Source organism: Rickettsia endosymbiont of Ixodes scapularis (assembly GCF_000160735.1).
Classification (GTDB): domain Bacteria; phylum Pseudomonadota; class Alphaproteobacteria; order Rickettsiales; family Rickettsiaceae; genus Rickettsia; species Rickettsia tamurae.
In genome coordinates, this window is the sequence record NZ_CM000770.1 from 1460164 (window position 1) to 1475278 (window position 15115).

Consider the following 15115-nt stretch of genomic DNA (forward strand, 5'->3'; position numbering starts at 1 on the left):
AATAATTTACTCAAGAACCTTTGCTTACCTACTTTTGCATCATGCTACAAATCAGTTGCAGAAAGCTTTGAGCAAGAAAAGAAAACATATATAGATTACTACAGGAGTTAGCCATACGTGAGTTAGAACATAGACATCAGCAACGTATTGCCAGATTGCTGAAGCAAGCAAAACTCTCTCGAGATAAGTTATTAAGCAACTTTGATATTAAGAGTATCCCAGGATTATCGTCAACTAAGATCCAATATCTTGCACAAGGAGAATTTATGGATCGCTATGAAAATATACTTATTTTTGGTAATCCTGGCACTGGCAAAAGTCATCTTAGTATAGGTTTAGCACGTGAGTGGTGTCTTGCTGGTAGGCGTGTATTATATACAACAGCAGCTAATTTGGTTCAACAATTACTAGAAGCAAAACTTAGTTTAAAACTTAAGCAAATTATTAAAAAATTCGATTATTTTGAAATATTGATAATTGATGATATATCATATGTACCATATAATCGTGAAGAAACTGATGTTTTATTTACCTTATTACCTGAACGTTATGAAATGAGTAGTGTATTAATTACTAGCAATTTAGTTTTTGCAAAATGGAATACTATTTTTAAAGATGAAATGACTACGTCAGCAGCTATTGGCAGATTGGTTCACCATTCTTCAATTCTTAAACTAAATACTGAAAGTCATAGAATCGCTACAGCGAAAGGCAAAAAATTAACTATAAAATCGGAGGATAATAATGTAATACTTTAGACAATATTTTTTACTCAAAAATGGGGAATTTTAATATTCGTCATGGGGAATTCTAATGTTCGTTCATCAACACCTCTTACAAACCTTGAAAGGATAAGGATTATAGCATATTCATTAACCATAATTTAGGCATCTTAATATGAAACTCGCGTTAAAAAATAACTATCTATCTTCTATAAAAAATATAGAACCTAAAAACGATCAACCGGTGCAATATTATAAAGAAGCCATAGAGTGGTTAAATAAGTACCCTGACAAGGCGGAAGTAATCAAAACTATAGCTAGCTGCTACTCCAAAATAGGCGATATATTGAGTGAAGAAGAAGATTATAAGAGAGCTTTAGCTAATTATAATGCAACTCTAACATAGTAATGAAGAACTTAAAGAAATGTACAATAAAATCGGTGATATGCTATTTAACTTAGGACGTCTATCATATTTTATAGAAAGAATAATAAATTAGACTCTATATTAAAATGTTATGACAGCCTCATAAATAAGGCTGAAAAGCCTATAAAATATGATTTATATATAGACCAAGGAAACGAACTTCGCTTTCAAAAACAACAGGAAGCAGATGCTGCGGAATCCTATTTTAAAGCAGCTGGTGTTGTACGTGATCCTCAAAAACAACAAAATGTAATGCTTATGGCATATAATACTTTCTTAGGAAACCCAAATAATAACGCAATTCAACAAACAGATATTTCAGCACAACAAAGAAAGGAGTATTTTAAGGATATAATCGGCGATATTATTGATCTACATTCTTAAGAGATCATTTATGCTTACTTTAGCTCTAGTAGTTTTATCGACTTGTTTTACGATAACTACGCAATAAAGTCCAGGCTTGCCGACTTCCTTAGCAGGTAATACTCCTGGAACTACAACGGAATAAGCCGGAATTCTGCCGTAAATAATTTCACCTGTATCTCTATATACTATTTTTGTAGAGCTACCGATAAACACCCCCATACTAATTACTGCTCCTTCCTCTACTATTACACCTTCTGCTATTTCCGATCTTGCACCGATAAAACAATTATCTTCAATGATAACGGGCTTTGCTTGCAGCGGTTCAAGTACCCCGCCTATTCCCGTGCCGCCTGAAATATGGCAATTCTTACCGATTTGAGCACATGAGCCAATAGTAGCCCATGTATCAATCATTGTTCCCTCATCTATATAAGCACCTATATTAATGAAAGAAGGCATAATTACAACATTTTTAGCTATATAAGTACCGGTTCTAACAACAGCTCCGGGAACTTTGCGTATAGCAGCTTCTTTGAATGTATTTTTATCGATATCTGCAGAAAATTTAGGGGCAACCTTATCATACCAACTATTATAATTGTTATTATAAAGCTGCGATTCCGTAGTGATAAAATATAGCAATATAGCTTTCTTTACCCATTCATTAACTTGCCAATTATTTTCTTGCTTTTCACAAACACGAATTGTACCTTGATTTAAGACTTCTATAATATCATTAAGAGTTTTCTTTAATGTTATAAGCTTTGAAGAATCTTGAAGAAGTTTGTCCTTAATTTGCCAAGCTTCTTCAATTTCTTTAATAAGAGAGGACATATCTTTTAACTGTTTTATTGCCAAAAATAATAAATGAGATTATCATGAAGTCAAACATAATAATTATAATTAACTATGTATATTACTTGCCCAAATTGCCAAACAAGATTTATTGTTACAAGCAATCAAATAGGTATTAACGGACGACGAGTAAAATGTTCCAAATGTAGCCATTTGTGGTATCAAAAATTAGACTATAACACTAGTAAATTAAATGACTTTAAAGATAAAGTAAACACGGAAACTATTAAAAATCATTATAATGCTAATGTGCCGGTTATTTTACCGTATATTCCTCCTAAGAAAAAATATAATATATTTCCAATATTATGGACTAGCTTTATAATTTTTTGTTTAGTGATATTACTAATAGATAGTTTTAAATTCTTAGGTAAATATGATCAATTAAAGATAGAGGAAATTAATTTAGGAAAATCTCGTCATATAGGCGGTATGAAGATATTTTATAAATTATCTAATCAGTCTGATTATTTAATTTCTGATCCTATAATCAAAGTTAGAGTAATGGATACTAATAATCAAGCTTTAGATGAATATGTATCAATTACAAAACTACAAACAAAAATCCCTGCAAAACAAGCAATATATCTAGAAATGAATATTGAAGGGATCCCTGTTACGGCAAAATATATTGATATTGTTATAGGTAATAGATTAGGGCTTTTATTTAAGTGAAGACGGTTCGTGGATCGATTTATCCGTCATTGTGAGGAAATTACGTAAGTAATTGTACGTACGCAATCTCAGGAGTGTGTTATTATTTCATGAGATTGCCACGCAGCCTACGGTTGCTCGCAATGACGACTCGGTATCCACGCCGCCCTGTCTTTTCTCATGAATGATATACAAAAAAATAAAAATACCCATAAGCCGAAACTTATGGGTATTACTAAAGATATAATAATATGGGTATTACTAAAGATATAATAATATGGGTATTACTAAAGATATAATAATATGGGTATTACTAAAGATATAATAATATGGGTATTACTAAAGATATAATAATATGGGTATTACTAAAGATATAATAATATGGGTATTACTAAAGATATAATAATATGGGTATTACTAAAGATATAATAATATGGGTATTACTAAAGATATAATAATATGGGTATTACTAAAGATATAATAATATGGGTATTACTAAAGATATAATAATATGGGTATTACTAAAGATATAATAATTTTTATTATCGTGTATTAGGAAACACCACAACTTGAGCTATTAGTATCACTTGATACCATATTAACAATATCTGGAGCTTTAAATAATATAATGATTGCAGTAACTACCACTAAAGCTATTTCCCACTGCAATTTTCCTCTTAATGTTTGAATTCCCAGAACAATTATACCGACAACAGCTATACCTTTTGCAGTATTGCCTCTGAATACTTTAATTAACTTACATAATGCATCACCCACAGGATCGTCGACATTATTACCTAAACTATCAAAAGCTACCATAATAATAGCCACACTTAGAATAGTAAATAATATGCGTAATGATAGATTATAATCGATTAATTCTTCGTTTAATTTACGAATAGGAAAGTTCATATGTTTTACCTCAATAAAATAACTAGCATTTAAAAAATAATGTATAATTTATTTATATATAAATCAACTACTAAATATATGCAATTTTAATTAATATGCAAAAATATTTTAAAAACACTTATTTTAAACCCGAATTCTGGATTAAAAGAGGTAGGAATGGAAGTATTTACAAGGGATAGAAGATATTCTATATAAGTTTTTAGCAAAAAAACAAGAATATCCCCTTGAAGAAAGATATTACCGCATTATTTTATTTTGTCGATGATTTTTGTAAAGTTGCTGAATATTGGATTAGTCGGTCTTTTTTACCAATTAGCAATAAAAAACCTACAAGAGAGTCTAAGATAAGCCATTCTGAGCTATTAACAATAGTACTTTTATATCATCAATCACCTTGTAAAAACTTTAAATATTTTTATATGTCCTATCTACAATTATATAAATCTGAATTTGTAACTCTTCCATCATATACTCGTTTTATAGCTTTAAAACCCAGAATTCTAACGTATTTAGTTTTATTGCTTGAATGGTATATGTATCAATCTCAACCTACCGGAGTCTCTTATATTGATGCAACATCTTTAGCAATTTGTCATCCAAAAAGAGTATCTCGCAATAAGGTGTTTGCTGGTATTGCTGCATTAGGCAAAACAACAAAAGGTTGGTTCTTTGGTTTTAAATTACATTTATTGATTAATGAACTTGGAGAGATTCAAGGTTTAAAACTAACGCCTGGCAACATAGATGATAGAGTGCCAGTGCCAGAAATAACCAAACGTATTACTGGATTGTTGTTTGGGGATAAATGCTATATAAAACAAGAACTTTTTGATGAACTATACGTCAGAGAGATCAAGTTGGTAACTGGGATAAAGAAGAACATGAAGAATAAACTTATACCATTAATTGAAAAAATTTTACTACGCAAACGCTCAATTATTGAAACAGTTTTTAGTGTACTAAAGGGGTTTTTGAACTTGAACATACAAGACATAGATCAATTTGGAATGCCTTCGTCCATATCTTATCTACTCTTGTTGCTTACTGTATGAAATCTAACAAACCAGCTATATCTAAAAATTATCTAATCCAGAATTGAGGTTATAAGTAACATTATAATCACATATAGTATAATTTAACTTCCAAATATATAAACAAACGTAAATAAAAATAACCAAACCACATCCACAAAATGCCAGTACCATGCAGCAAATTCAAACCCTAAATGTCCATTACCTTCTGTAGTAAAATCTCCTCTTTTTGCTCTAAAGTAGCAAACTATTAGAAATATAGTACCTATAATTACATGAGCTCCATGAAAACCCGTTGCTAAATAAAAATTAGAAGCATATATACCATCTGTAAATTTAAACGCCGCATGATAATATTCATATGCTTGCATAGTTGTAAAAAATATTCCAAGCAATATGGTAAGAGCAAGTGCAGTTACGCAATCTTTTTGATTTTTTTCTTCTAAGGCGTAGTGAGCCCAAGTAACGGTAGTGCCTGATAAGAGTAATATTAAAGTATTGATAAACGGAATATCAAACGGATCAAAAGTTTTAATTGTAGGTGGAGGCCAAATTCCCTGCTTTACAACCCATACACCGTCTAAAAGACCTACGGGGGATAGACTTGATTTAAAAAAAGAAGCAAAAAATACACCAAAAAATACTATTTCCGTTAAGATAAATAACGCCATACCTATTTGTAAACCTTTTCTAACAGGACTAGTATGCTGATGTTCGACTATTCCTTCTTTCACTACATCTTTCCACCAAGAATATAAACAGTAACCTACTGAAATAACTCCTGCAGATAAAATATATATATTAAATTTATAGCCATGCATGAACGAGACGCCGCCTATAACCAAAAGAAGTAAAGCAAAAGATGTTAGGACGGGCCAAGGGCTTGGATCTACTATATGGAATAAGTGCGATTTAGTAATAGAATGTGAATTTGAATTCATATTTTATTTTATCATTTTCTAATTATACTTCGAGTAGATATACGAAGATCAACTTGGAAAAGAGCAAGGAGTCTGTAAGCCAAGGAGCAGAACGTATAGTAATATGTGAGCGTACAAGGTCTTACAAAGACGAGATAGTCAATTTTTCAAGTACTATCTTAGTATATAAATAAATATAAATTATTATTGATGTAAAAGCAAATTCTAGAAGCAGATTATATAGAAAATATACCTCGTAACTCAGAATTACATTATTTATTATTAATGACAACTAAAATCTCTTGACTCTTTATATTATTCAACTAATATATAGACCGCTAATAATGTTTAAGCTCCATTGTTGCAAGACCAATCTGTCAAAACTTAATATTAAGTTATGCAAGGGGTCTATTATTATAAGTGAGTAAAATCATGAAGTATAATGGAGGTTGTTGTCTTACAGCAACGGAGCTTAACCCCTGGCACCTTTATTTATTGATTCTAGATTAAGTTTAGGCATAAATTAAATAAAGGAATTGCGAGTAGTATTAACTATGTTTGATACAAATAAAGATTTATTAATTCTAAAAAATACCAATAGGGTCTGTCAGATTTTTTGTGTAAGTACGATTTCTCCATTTGCCCAATTTTGTAAATTTAGTATCACAAAGTATAGCAAATTGATTTAAAGCCATGGCCCAATTCTTAATAGGCATTGTCCATTTTTTAGAAGCATTTGTCAATGCTAAAAAGATTATTTTCTGAATCGATTTATCATCTGGAAATACCCCCTTATTTTTTATAATTTTACGAATTTGACGGTTAGTTGATTCAATAGCATTAGTAGTGTAAATCGCCTTTCTAATGTCTTCCGGAAAGCTAAAGAACGGAGCTATTCCAGACCAATTTCTCTGCCATATATCAAAAATAACTGGATATTTTTCATCCCATTTTTTAGCAAAATTTTGTAATTCTCTTAATCCCTCTGCTTCATTTATTGCAGAATAAACTGCCTTTAAATCAGCTGTTACCAATTTTAAATCTTTATATGATACGTATTTTACAGAGTTTCTTACCATATGAACAATACACAGTTGTACTGTGGTTTTTGGGAAAATGCTATTTATTGCTTCTGGAAAACCTTTAAGACCATCAACACACGCAACATATATTTGTTCTACACCACGATTCTTCAGTTCTGTTACTACTTGCATCCAAAATTTAGATCCTTCATTCTTGCCTATCCAAATACCTAATAGTTCCTTCTTGCCTTCTATATTCACGCCAATAKCTAGATAAACTGCTTTATTTATTATTATATGATTGTCTCTTGCCTTAACATGAATACAATCTACATTATAGGATATACACTATCAAGTGCTCTATTCTGCCACGCAGTAACTTCCTCTAAAATGCCATCAGTTACCTTTGATATTAACTCAGATGATACTTTGGTGGCATATAGTTCTTCTAAGTGCCCTTGTATTTCTCGAATAGTCATTCCCCTAGCATATAAAGATATTACTTTATCATCAAATCCTTCAAATCTCCTTACTCCTTTTGGAATTAGTTGAGGTTCAAATTCTCCTTCCCGATCCCTTGGTACTTCTACTATCAATTTATGACCCTCGGGATCTATTAGAGTCTTTTCATAATTGCCATTACGTCTATTATCTGACTCCTTGGTATTCTTAGAATGCTTCTCATAACCTATATGAGATTCCATTTCTTTTTCTAAAATCTTATTTACTATCTGCTTTTTAATTTCCTGAAATATTCCTTCTTTGCCAAATATCTCAGATGGATCACTTTGTGATAGTATTTCTGATACTACTTTTTCTATAGTCGGATTTGATACTTTACTCTTATTCTTCATATTAGCCTCATGTAAGTTGTTTTAATTAATTTTATTCTTAACTATTTTTATAACTTACACAAACTTTCTGACACCCCCTACAAATGCAAAAAATAAAGAAAAAATTAAAAAAATTTTTCTTTTCATCACCGTTTCTAATAATATTATTAATGTTTTTTTATTATCTTCTTAATATCTTAAAAGTAAAATATTTCTAGATTTTTCAACTAATTAAGCTGTTAACTCTAAATTTTCTTACTTAAAATTATAGAGATACGACAAATTATCTTCACTATTTTACTAGTTATTTCTGCAAATATTGCCTCAGTACTATCATTCATTATAGCAATATTTTTATGTTCAATTTCATCAAGTCGAAATTTAATAATATTATTTAATAATTCCGGCTCAACATTTTTATTTTCTAAATAATTTATTTGCTGTTCATAATGTTTTTCTATTACTTCTTCTACACTCTCGGTAACAAGCATCGCCGTTTTTATTCCCATCAAGGAAGATAAAGCACCAAGTAAAAATCCGTAATGATGCCAAAAAAATAATAAAAACGTGGGTCTTACTTCTTTTTCTAGTAATTTTTTTTCAAAATAATTTAAATGGACCTCTTCGTGATCAAGCATTTCTTTAATCAATATATGATCATTTTGAGATTTGATATATTTTAGTTGCCCTTGATAAATTCTTTTTGCACCATACTCTCCAGCATGATTAACTCTAATTATCTCGTGAATTTGTTTGTCAGGAGCAGAAAAATCAGGTCCAGGCATAATGTATACTCGTTTAATTTGAAAAATTGGCTACGTCGTCTTATAAGAGCTACAGTGCTCACGTATTTAAGTATACGCTCCTCGCCTTATAGTCTCCTTGCTCTTTTCCAAATTAAACTTTGTCTACTCTTCATTTACTTTGGAGTATACTTTGGAATAAATCGAAACTAGCAGGATTTAACTTATAATCCACTTCTGCCTGTTGTAGCAGTTTTAAAGTCTTTAGACATTCGGTTAGGCTAAGACTACCTGCTATTTTCGTAAAATCATTAATATACTGATAGAAAATCGCTGGGGATAATGATTTTATTGCGAGTTCCAAACGCTCACCGTTTTTTACTTTCGACAAAACTATATATAAATTTAAATAATGCCTTATTAAGGCTCTAATAATTAAAACTTCATTGATATTTTGTTTTTTTAATATTTCCAGCTCTTGCAGAAAATTACTATAATCTTTTTTTGAAAAATACATTGCTAAATCACTGCCGTTTGCCGTAATTTCGCTACTTATAACTTCTAGAACATCGTTTAAAGTAATTTCGCGTTCATCATGAACAAAATATATTAATTTATTTATTTCGCTACAAATTAAATCATGATCACCTTTTAAATGAGCTTTTAAATAAGTGATAGCTTCTTTACTTATAATTTTATTAGTTTTTTCTACTTTACCTAAAATAATTCGTTCAATTTTTGCTTCATCGTCATGATAACAAGCAACTGCCGCTAAATATTCTTCCGTTTCAAAAAACTTTTTAAAGCTCCCACTTGAAGTAATTTCCTCACCGATAAACACAGGAAAATTTATATAATCACTGCTTAGAATTGTTTTTAAATTTTTATCGATTGAATTCCCAACCGATCTAATTTTAATTAATTCTTTTTGACCAAAAAAATTAGACGAATTAAGTAATATTTCTAAAGATGAAATATTAAGATCTACATATTCTATAGAAGTTTGTAGCATATTTAAGCTTTTTACTAAATGCTTACAAATTTTTTCTATATAACCTTTATCAGGACCATATAGTAAAAGAGCTCTAATCTTTCCGGCTGTTATTAGTTCAAATAATCTACCTATTTGTGAAAAATAAAATTTCATAGCTTAACTATTCCCGTGTAAAATATAAAATTAATCTGCTACGAATTTCTTCTGCTGCTTGATATGCCAAGTCTATTCCTGTTTCATCTCTTTCAACATTTGTTGCATATGGTGTAAAAATAGCATTATATGACGTGTTTTGGTAAAACTTCTCTTCAATTAAAACCTTTTGGCTTTCTATATCAATTAATTTATACCTAACTAATTGATTAATATATTCCCTTAAAACATTGGAGTTTTTTTCAATAGTAGCAGGCATAGTTGTTGCGATAAGCTCTGCTTTAAGCAGGTATTTTGCTTTTGCTTTCTGAGGTAAAATACTAGTTAAACGATGATAAAACTCAGCTCCTTCAATTGTTCTAATCGGTTCAACTTCAATAGCTTCTAAATCATTATTTCTACTGTATTTTTCACTATATACCGGTTTTAAATTACAACTGCTCATTAGAAAGAATATAATTACTACAAATAAAGAACGCATATATAGATTAAGATTCGTTTTTTATATTAATAACAGTTTATTTCGATTTTGTGAAAGAAAATTATAATAATTAGCATTTGTTAATACTTATAGTAATTATATGTTAATTTATATTGACATTTATAAATAAGACTTATATATTTTTGCCGCTTCAAAATGATTTTAAGGTATTAGATGTTATTAGATAAACTTGTTCTAAGTGTTCCAACAGAAATAAAAACAGCATTGGTAAAAATAAAAGCATATTTTCCCTTCCCAAAAAAAGAAAAAGTAACTTTAACAAAATATGACTCAACAGAAAATATTGAAACACTCAAAGTAAATACAAATGAAGCTAAAACTGTAAAGGTTACAAAAAAGGATTTAGAAAAATCTTTTAAGTTATATGAAGAAAAATTGACAATATTAGCACAAAAACTATCATCACAAACATCAATTAGTTATGATGCTTATAACTCTCAAACAAAGTATTACCCATTGATAGGAGAAGATGGAAATATCAAGTATATCACTACTGAATTATAATTTTTAATCTTGGGGGTGTCAGAAAGTTTGTGTAAGTTATAAAAATAGTTAAGAATAAAATTAATTAAAACAACTTACATGAGGCTAATATGAAGAATAAGAGTAAAGTATCAAATCCGACTATAGAAAAAGTAGTATCAGAAATACTATCACAAAGTGATCCATCTGAGATATTTGGCAAAGAAGGAATATTTCAGGAAATTAAAAAGCAGATAGTAAATAAGATTTTAGAAAAAGAAATGGAATCTCATATAGGTTATGAGAAGCATTCTAAGAATACCAAGGAGTCAGATAATAGACGTAATGGCAATTATGAAAAGACTCTAATAGATTCCGAGGGTCGTAAATTGATAGTAGAAGTGCAAGGGATCGGGGAAGGAGAATTTGAACCTCAACTAATTCCAAAAAGGAGAAGGAGATTTGAAGGATTTGATGATAAAAGAAATATCTTTTATATGCTAGGGGAATGACTATTCGAGAAATACAAGGGCACTTAGAAGAACTATATGCCACCAAAGTATCATCTGAGTTAATATCAAAGGTAACTGATGGCATTTTAGAGGAAGTTACTGCGTGGCAGAATAGAGCACTTGATAGTGTATATCCTATAATGTAGATTGTATTCATGTTAAGGCAAGAGACAATCATATAATAATAAATAAAGCAGTTTATCTAGATATTGGCGTGAATATAGAAGGCAAGAAGGAACTATTAGGTATTTGGATAGGCAAGAATGAAGGATCTAAATTTTGGATGCAAGTAGTAACAGAACTGAAGAATCGTGGTGTAGAACAAATATATGTTGCGTGTGTTGATGGTCTTAAAGGTTTTCCAGAAGCAATAAATAGCATTTTCCCAAAAACCACAGTACAACTGTGTATTGTTCATATGGTAAGAAACGCTGTAAAATACGTATCATATAAAGATTTAAAATTGGTAACAGCTGATTTAAAGGCAGTTTATTCTGCAATAAATGAAGCAGAGGGATTAAGAGAATTACAAAATTTTGCTAAAAAATGGGATGAAAAATATCCAGTTATTTTTGATATATGGCAGAGAAATTGGTCTGGAATAGCTCCGTTCTTTAGCTTTCCGGAAGACATTAGAAAGGCGATTTACACTACTAATGCTATTGAATCAACTAASCGTCAAATTCGTAAAATTATAAAAAATAAGGGGGTATTTCCAGATGATAAATCGATTCAGAAAATAATCTTTTTAGCATTGACAAATGCTTCTAAAAAATGGACAATGCCTATTAAGAATTGGGCCATGGCTTTAAATCAATTTGCTATACTTTGTGATACTAAATTTACAAAATTGGGCAAATGGAGAAATCGTACTTACACAAAAAATCTGACAGACCCGAAAGATAAAATAGCCGCAAGCTTCACTAATTCTGCTTCTTATTCAGGTGATAAGTTATGCAGTATTCAGCAGCTATTTCACTTCGCTATGCAGCATTGTATGATTTGGGTTGGGCGAGCTGAAGCTGCCACGAATTTTGCCGATCATGAGATGGCTGATCCCGATAAAATTAACCGCTTAGGTAGCTGGTCAGGACTTATGACTCAATCTAACCACAAATCTTCTCCTGATATTACTCCTACTCAAGGTGATCTAAAAACTGCTAATTTATTTGGCAAAAGAATAGTTGAAATAAGAAGTTTAAAGGGTAGAGCCCAAATCGTCACGAGCTAAGCGACTGCAGACTTTGTTGCGTGGGCCGCTTTTTCTCTTGTCATCCCGCGACTTGATCGCGGGATCCAGTCTTTTTAAACTTTTTTATGAATACCGTGGTCAAGCCACGGWATGACACCGAATGCGTTTTTTCGATCCACGCAATAAAACCCAATCAAAGAAATAACATCTTAATTAACTTCTCACAAATGATGGTTTTGTGAACTCCTATTATTTAGAATTTTTTGAGCATGCGTAGTCGTTTTAGCATCTCGTTCTCCTTTAGTTTTTAGAATTTTTGATTTATTACTATTAACACTAACATCACTCCAGTTACCGCTATCGCTTTCACTGCCACTACTACTATCACTCATCTCCATAGCAACTCTTCGTGCTAAAATTGATGCAACTCCATTAAGTTTGTTAACATTCTGAGCAGGCTTACTATGAGAATGTGCAACCGGTTTTCCTGTATTAGGATCAAATTCAACTTTTTTACCCGAATTCTGGATTAAAAGAGGTAGGAATGGAAGTATTTACAAGGGATAGAAGATATTCTATATAAGTTTTTAGCAAAAAAACAAGAATATCCCCTTGAAGAAAGATATTACCGCATTATTTTATTTTGTCGATGATTTTTGTAAAGTTGCTGAATATTGGATTAGTCGGTCTTTTTTACCAATTAGCAATAAAAAACCTACAAGAGAGTCTAAGATAAGCCATTCTGAGCTATTAACAATAGTACTTTTATATCATCAATCACCTTGTAAAAACTTTAAATATTTTTATATGTCCTATCTACAATTATATAAATCTGAATTTGTAACTCTTCCATCATATACTCGTTTTATAGCTTTAAAACCCAGAATTCTAACGTATTTAGTTTTATTGCTTGAATGGTATATGTATCAATCTCAACCTACCGGAGTCTCTTATATTGATGCAACATCTTTAGCAATTTGTCATCCAAAAAGAGTATCTCGCAATAAGGTGTTTGCTGGTATTGCTGCATTAGGCAAAACAACAAAAGGTTGGTTCTTTGGTTTTAAATTACATTTATTGATTAATGAACTTGGAGAGATTCAAGGTTTAAAACTAACGCCTGGCAACATAGATGATAGAGTGCCAGTGCCAGAAATAACCAAACGTATTACTGGATTGTTGTTTGGGGATAAATGCTATATAAAACAAGAACTTTTTGATGAACTATACGTCAGAGAGATCAAGTTGGTAACTGGGATAAAGAAGAACATGAAGAATAAACTTATACCATTAATTGAAAAAATTTTACTACGCAAACGCTCAATTATTGAAACAGTTTTTAGTGTACTAAAGGGGTTTTTGAACTTGAACATACAAGACATAGATCAATTTGGAATGCCTTCGTCCATATCTTATCTACTCTTGTTGCTTACTGTATGAAATCTAACAAACCAGCTATATCTAAAAATTATCTAATCCAGAATTGAGGTTTATACATTTCATTGAAGATAATAAAACTTATGATTCTTATGCAGGACGACGTTCTAAAGAAGCAGTGAAAGAAAAGCTAAAAGAATTGAAATAAATCTCAATTTTTATTTTCGAGGAACAACCAACAGTGAATTTGCTATTGGTTGTTGATTAAAAAGCAATACTCTAAGTTATCTATACTAAAGTACCTTCTTCTTCATAGGAGACTCTGGTCATATCTACCACAGCATGATCATTATCAAGTAGAGTGTTATTTTCAGTAGTAACATCTTCATTAATTTCAGCAGCAAGTTTTTCAGCTTCAATTTCATCAATATATTGTTTTAATTTAACGCGAGTTTCGAATTAATATAGCATAGGATTTAGCATATCAAGAGAGATGTAATAGAAGGTTTATTATCAGACATTTGATAATTTATCAGTGCTGCAACCATATGCACAAAGGCATTTGTAACTGATCTATGCCTTGAATGCTCAAACTTCCCCAATAGTTTAATGTCCCCTTCGGGGATAAGAAATCCCTCGCCTTCAGGCGAAGGGAAGATATAATGAAATTGCTTTAGCAATGAATTTATATCAAGAAACATGAGAAGTTATAGAAAGAATAGTCATAGTCAGTATGATAAAAGTACATCTTATATGGATACCAAAATATAGGAAGAGAGTGTTGATAGGCAAAGTAGCGGAAAGGGCTAGAGATTTACTAAGGCAGATTTGTATGGAACATGAAGTATATATAATTTCAGGGAAAATATCATGTGATCACGTGCATATGTTTATCTCATATAAATCACAAATATCTCTTAGCAAGTTAGTACAGTATTTAAAAGGTAGTAGCTCAAGAATTTTATTGCAAGAATTTGCTCATTTAAGAAAACAATTTTGGGGCAATCATTTGTGGGCTAGGGGCTATATGGCGGTCAGTTCAGGTAATATAACTGATGAAATGATACAGCACTATATTGATGAACAGGAAGGTGAACCTGTGAATGATGATCGATTTCTAATCGATTCCACTTTATAACCCCTCAGCTTATAGCTGAGGGTTGTTTAATGCTTTTTTAAGCAATAATATTTTATCCAACATAGACATAAGTTTATTTTTCATATTTTTCTTTACCCTAGTTACCATAAAAATTCCTTGCTCTAAAAGTTGTAGAAATAATTGTTGCGAAATATAACCACGATCTCCGAATACTTTACCAAAAAGATTTTTGATTATCAGTTCCAGCTGTTTTCTATCATCCTTATTGCCAGGGCTAAAAGATGCTTTAACTATACCACCGGCTCTATTAATTATTAGATGTAGTTTAAGTCCATAGAA

At 30.8% G+C, this 15115-nt stretch carries 15 protein-coding genes and 6 pseudogenes; 11 read left to right on the plus strand and 10 right to left on the minus strand.

Annotated elements, in window-relative coordinates; all coding sequences use genetic code 11:
• Window positions 1-113 precede the first annotated feature (113 nt).
• From istB to REIS_RS16520, 3 genes are all read left to right on the plus strand, one after another.
• Window positions 114-758 carry an IS21-like element helper ATPase IstB gene (gene istB, locus REIS_RS07330; RefSeq protein ID WP_241760956.1) on the plus strand — a complete coding sequence of 215 codons (645 nt, stop codon included), beginning with the start codon at window positions 114-116 and terminating at the stop codon, window positions 756-758.
• A gap of 139 nt (window positions 759-897) precedes the next feature.
• Window positions 898-1128, plus strand: a complete 231-nt coding sequence (locus tag REIS_RS15905) for a hypothetical protein (RefSeq protein ID WP_008580696.1) — start codon at window positions 898-900, stop codon at window positions 1126-1128.
• A 279-nt stretch (window positions 1129-1407) separates the two neighbouring features.
• On the plus strand, window positions 1408-1533 hold the full coding sequence (locus REIS_RS16520; protein WP_256377109.1) for a hypothetical protein: 126 nt from the start codon (window positions 1408-1410) through the stop codon (window positions 1531-1533).
• Here REIS_RS16520 and dapD read toward each other — a convergent pair.
• Window positions 1522-2349, minus strand: a complete 828-nt coding sequence (gene dapD, locus REIS_RS07340) for a 2,3,4,5-tetrahydropyridine-2,6-dicarboxylate N-succinyltransferase (protein WP_008580699.1) — start codon at window positions 2347-2349, stop codon at window positions 1522-1524. The two genes, REIS_RS16520 and dapD, sit on opposite strands and share 12 nt — an antisense overlap.
• Before the next feature lie 75 nt (window positions 2350-2424).
• Here dapD and REIS_RS07345 point away from each other — a divergent pair, with 75 nt between their 5' ends.
• Entirely contained in the window at window positions 2425-3045 is a 621-nt protein-coding gene (locus REIS_RS07345; protein ID WP_008580700.1) for an MJ0042-type zinc finger domain-containing protein, read from the plus strand.
• 531 nt (window positions 3046-3576) lie between these two features.
• Here REIS_RS07345 and REIS_RS07350 read toward each other — a convergent pair.
• Window positions 3577-3936, minus strand: a complete 360-nt coding sequence (locus tag REIS_RS07350) for a TrbC/VirB2 family protein (RefSeq protein WP_008580702.1) — start codon at window positions 3934-3936, stop codon at window positions 3577-3579.
• 224 nt (window positions 3937-4160) lie between these two features.
• Here REIS_RS07350 and REIS_RS07355 point away from each other — a divergent pair.
• A pseudogene (locus REIS_RS07355) lies at window positions 4161-5035 on the plus strand (IS982 family transposase).
• Between the two features lie 36 nt (window positions 5036-5071).
• Here the strand turns inward: REIS_RS07355 and REIS_RS07360 are convergent.
• From REIS_RS07360 to REIS_RS07380, 5 genes and pseudogenes are all read right to left on the minus strand, one after another.
• Window positions 5072-5908: a cytochrome c oxidase subunit 3 gene (locus tag REIS_RS07360; RefSeq protein ID WP_008580704.1), complete on the minus strand. Its 837-nt coding sequence runs from the start codon at window positions 5906-5908 to the stop codon at window positions 5072-5074.
• A gap of 563 nt (window positions 5909-6471) precedes the next feature.
• Window positions 6472-7763, minus strand: a pseudogene (locus REIS_RS07365) (IS256 family transposase).
• 224 nt (window positions 7764-7987) lie between these two features.
• Window positions 7988-8527, minus strand: a complete 540-nt coding sequence (locus REIS_RS07370; RefSeq protein ID WP_008580710.1) for a demethoxyubiquinone hydroxylase family protein — start codon at window positions 8525-8527, stop codon at window positions 7988-7990.
• A gap of 130 nt (window positions 8528-8657) precedes the next feature.
• Window positions 8658-9632 (minus strand): DNA polymerase III subunit delta, encoded by a 975-nt coding sequence (gene holA / locus REIS_RS07375; protein ID WP_008580711.1) that lies wholly within the window; start codon window positions 9630-9632, stop codon window positions 8658-8660.
• A gap of 7 nt (window positions 9633-9639) precedes the next feature.
• Entirely contained in the window at window positions 9640-10113 is a 474-nt protein-coding gene (locus REIS_RS07380; RefSeq protein ID WP_008580713.1) for a hypothetical protein, read from the minus strand.
• Window positions 10114-10287: 174 nt separating this feature from the next.
• Between REIS_RS07380 and REIS_RS07385 the strand changes: the two genes are divergently transcribed.
• The 3 genes and pseudogenes from REIS_RS07385 (at window position 10288) to REIS_RS14440 (ending at window position 12339) form a co-directional block, all read left to right on the plus strand.
• Window positions 10288-10638 carry a hypothetical protein gene (locus REIS_RS07385; RefSeq protein ID WP_008580715.1) on the plus strand — a complete coding sequence of 117 codons (351 nt, stop codon included), beginning with the start codon at window positions 10288-10290 and terminating at the stop codon, window positions 10636-10638.
• A gap of 89 nt (window positions 10639-10727) precedes the next feature.
• Window positions 10728-11934, plus strand: a pseudogene (locus tag REIS_RS14430) (IS256 family transposase); the annotation flags it as partial.
• A gap of 171 nt (window positions 11935-12105) precedes the next feature.
• Window positions 12106-12339 carry a hypothetical protein gene (locus REIS_RS14440; RefSeq protein WP_037214075.1) on the plus strand — a complete coding sequence of 78 codons (234 nt, stop codon included), beginning with the start codon at window positions 12106-12108 and terminating at the stop codon, window positions 12337-12339.
• A 174-nt stretch (window positions 12340-12513) separates the two neighbouring features.
• Here the strand turns inward: REIS_RS14440 and REIS_RS13125 are convergent.
• A pseudogene (locus tag REIS_RS13125) lies at window positions 12514-12815 on the minus strand (Arp2/3 complex-activating protein rickA); the annotation flags it as partial.
• Between the two features lie 97 nt (window positions 12816-12912).
• Here REIS_RS13125 and REIS_RS07395 point away from each other — a divergent pair.
• Together REIS_RS07395 and REIS_RS17450 are read left to right on the plus strand one after the other, a co-directional pair.
• Window positions 12913-13787 (plus strand): annotated as a pseudogene (locus REIS_RS07395) (IS982 family transposase).
• A gap of 2 nt (window positions 13788-13789) precedes the next feature.
• Window positions 13790-13885, plus strand: a pseudogene (locus REIS_RS17450) (penicillin binding protein transpeptidase domain-containing protein); the annotation flags it as partial.
• A 268-nt stretch (window positions 13886-14153) separates the two neighbouring features.
• Here REIS_RS17450 and REIS_RS07400 read toward each other — a convergent pair.
• A complete protein-coding gene (locus REIS_RS07400) occupies window positions 14154-14357 on the minus strand; it encodes a hypothetical protein (RefSeq protein WP_008580722.1) in 204 nt (67 codons plus the stop codon).
• A 53-nt stretch (window positions 14358-14410) separates the two neighbouring features.
• Here REIS_RS07400 and tnpA point away from each other — a divergent pair, with 53 nt between their 5' ends.
• Entirely contained in the window at window positions 14411-14815 is a 405-nt protein-coding gene (tnpA, locus tag REIS_RS07405) for an IS200/IS605 family transposase (RefSeq protein ID WP_008580724.1), read from the plus strand.
• 9 nt (window positions 14816-14824) lie between these two features.
• Here the strand turns inward: tnpA and REIS_RS07410 are convergent.
• Window positions 14825-15115 (minus strand): IS982 family transposase (locus REIS_RS07410; RefSeq protein WP_008580726.1); only part of this gene is annotated, 291 nt, incomplete at its 5' end.

What these genes read in the sequence shown, in the direction of transcription:
- REIS_RS15905 (WP_008580696.1), top strand. Translation starts at nt 898, where the DNA reads ATGAAACTCGCGTTAAAAAATAACTATCTATCTTCTATAAAAAATATA.
- REIS_RS14440 (WP_037214075.1), top strand. Translation starts at nt 12,106, where the DNA reads ATGATTTGGGTTGGGCGAGCTGAAGCTGCCACGAATTTTGCCGATCAT.
- REIS_RS07385 (WP_008580715.1), top strand. Translation starts at nt 10,288, where the DNA reads ATGTTATTAGATAAACTTGTTCTAAGTGTTCCAACAGAAATAAAAACA.
- holA (WP_008580711.1), bottom strand. Translation starts at nt 9,632, where the DNA reads ATGAAATTTTATTTTTCACAAATAGGTAGATTATTTGAACTAATAACA.
- REIS_RS07370 (WP_008580710.1), bottom strand. Translation starts at nt 8,527, where the DNA reads ATGCCTGGACCTGATTTTTCTGCTCCTGACAAACAAATTCACGAGATA.
- REIS_RS16520 (WP_256377109.1), top strand. Translation starts at nt 1,408, where the DNA reads ATGGCATATAATACTTTCTTAGGAAACCCAAATAATAACGCAATTCAA.
- dapD (WP_008580699.1), bottom strand. Translation starts at nt 2,349, where the DNA reads ATGTCCTCTCTTATTAAAGAAATTGAAGAAGCTTGGCAAATTAAGGAC.
- REIS_RS07345 (WP_008580700.1), top strand. Translation starts at nt 2,425, where the DNA reads ATGTATATTACTTGCCCAAATTGCCAAACAAGATTTATTGTTACAAGC.
- REIS_RS07360 (WP_008580704.1), bottom strand. Translation starts at nt 5,908, where the DNA reads ATGAATTCAAATTCACATTCTATTACTAAATCGCACTTATTCCATATA.
- REIS_RS07380 (WP_008580713.1), bottom strand. Translation starts at nt 10,113, where the DNA reads ATGCGTTCTTTATTTGTAGTAATTATATTCTTTCTAATGAGCAGTTGT.
- REIS_RS07350 (WP_008580702.1), bottom strand. Translation starts at nt 3,936, where the DNA reads ATGAACTTTCCTATTCGTAAATTAAACGAAGAATTAATCGATTATAAT.
- tnpA (WP_008580724.1), top strand. Translation starts at nt 14,411, where the DNA reads ATGATAAAAGTACATCTTATATGGATACCAAAATATAGGAAGAGAGTG.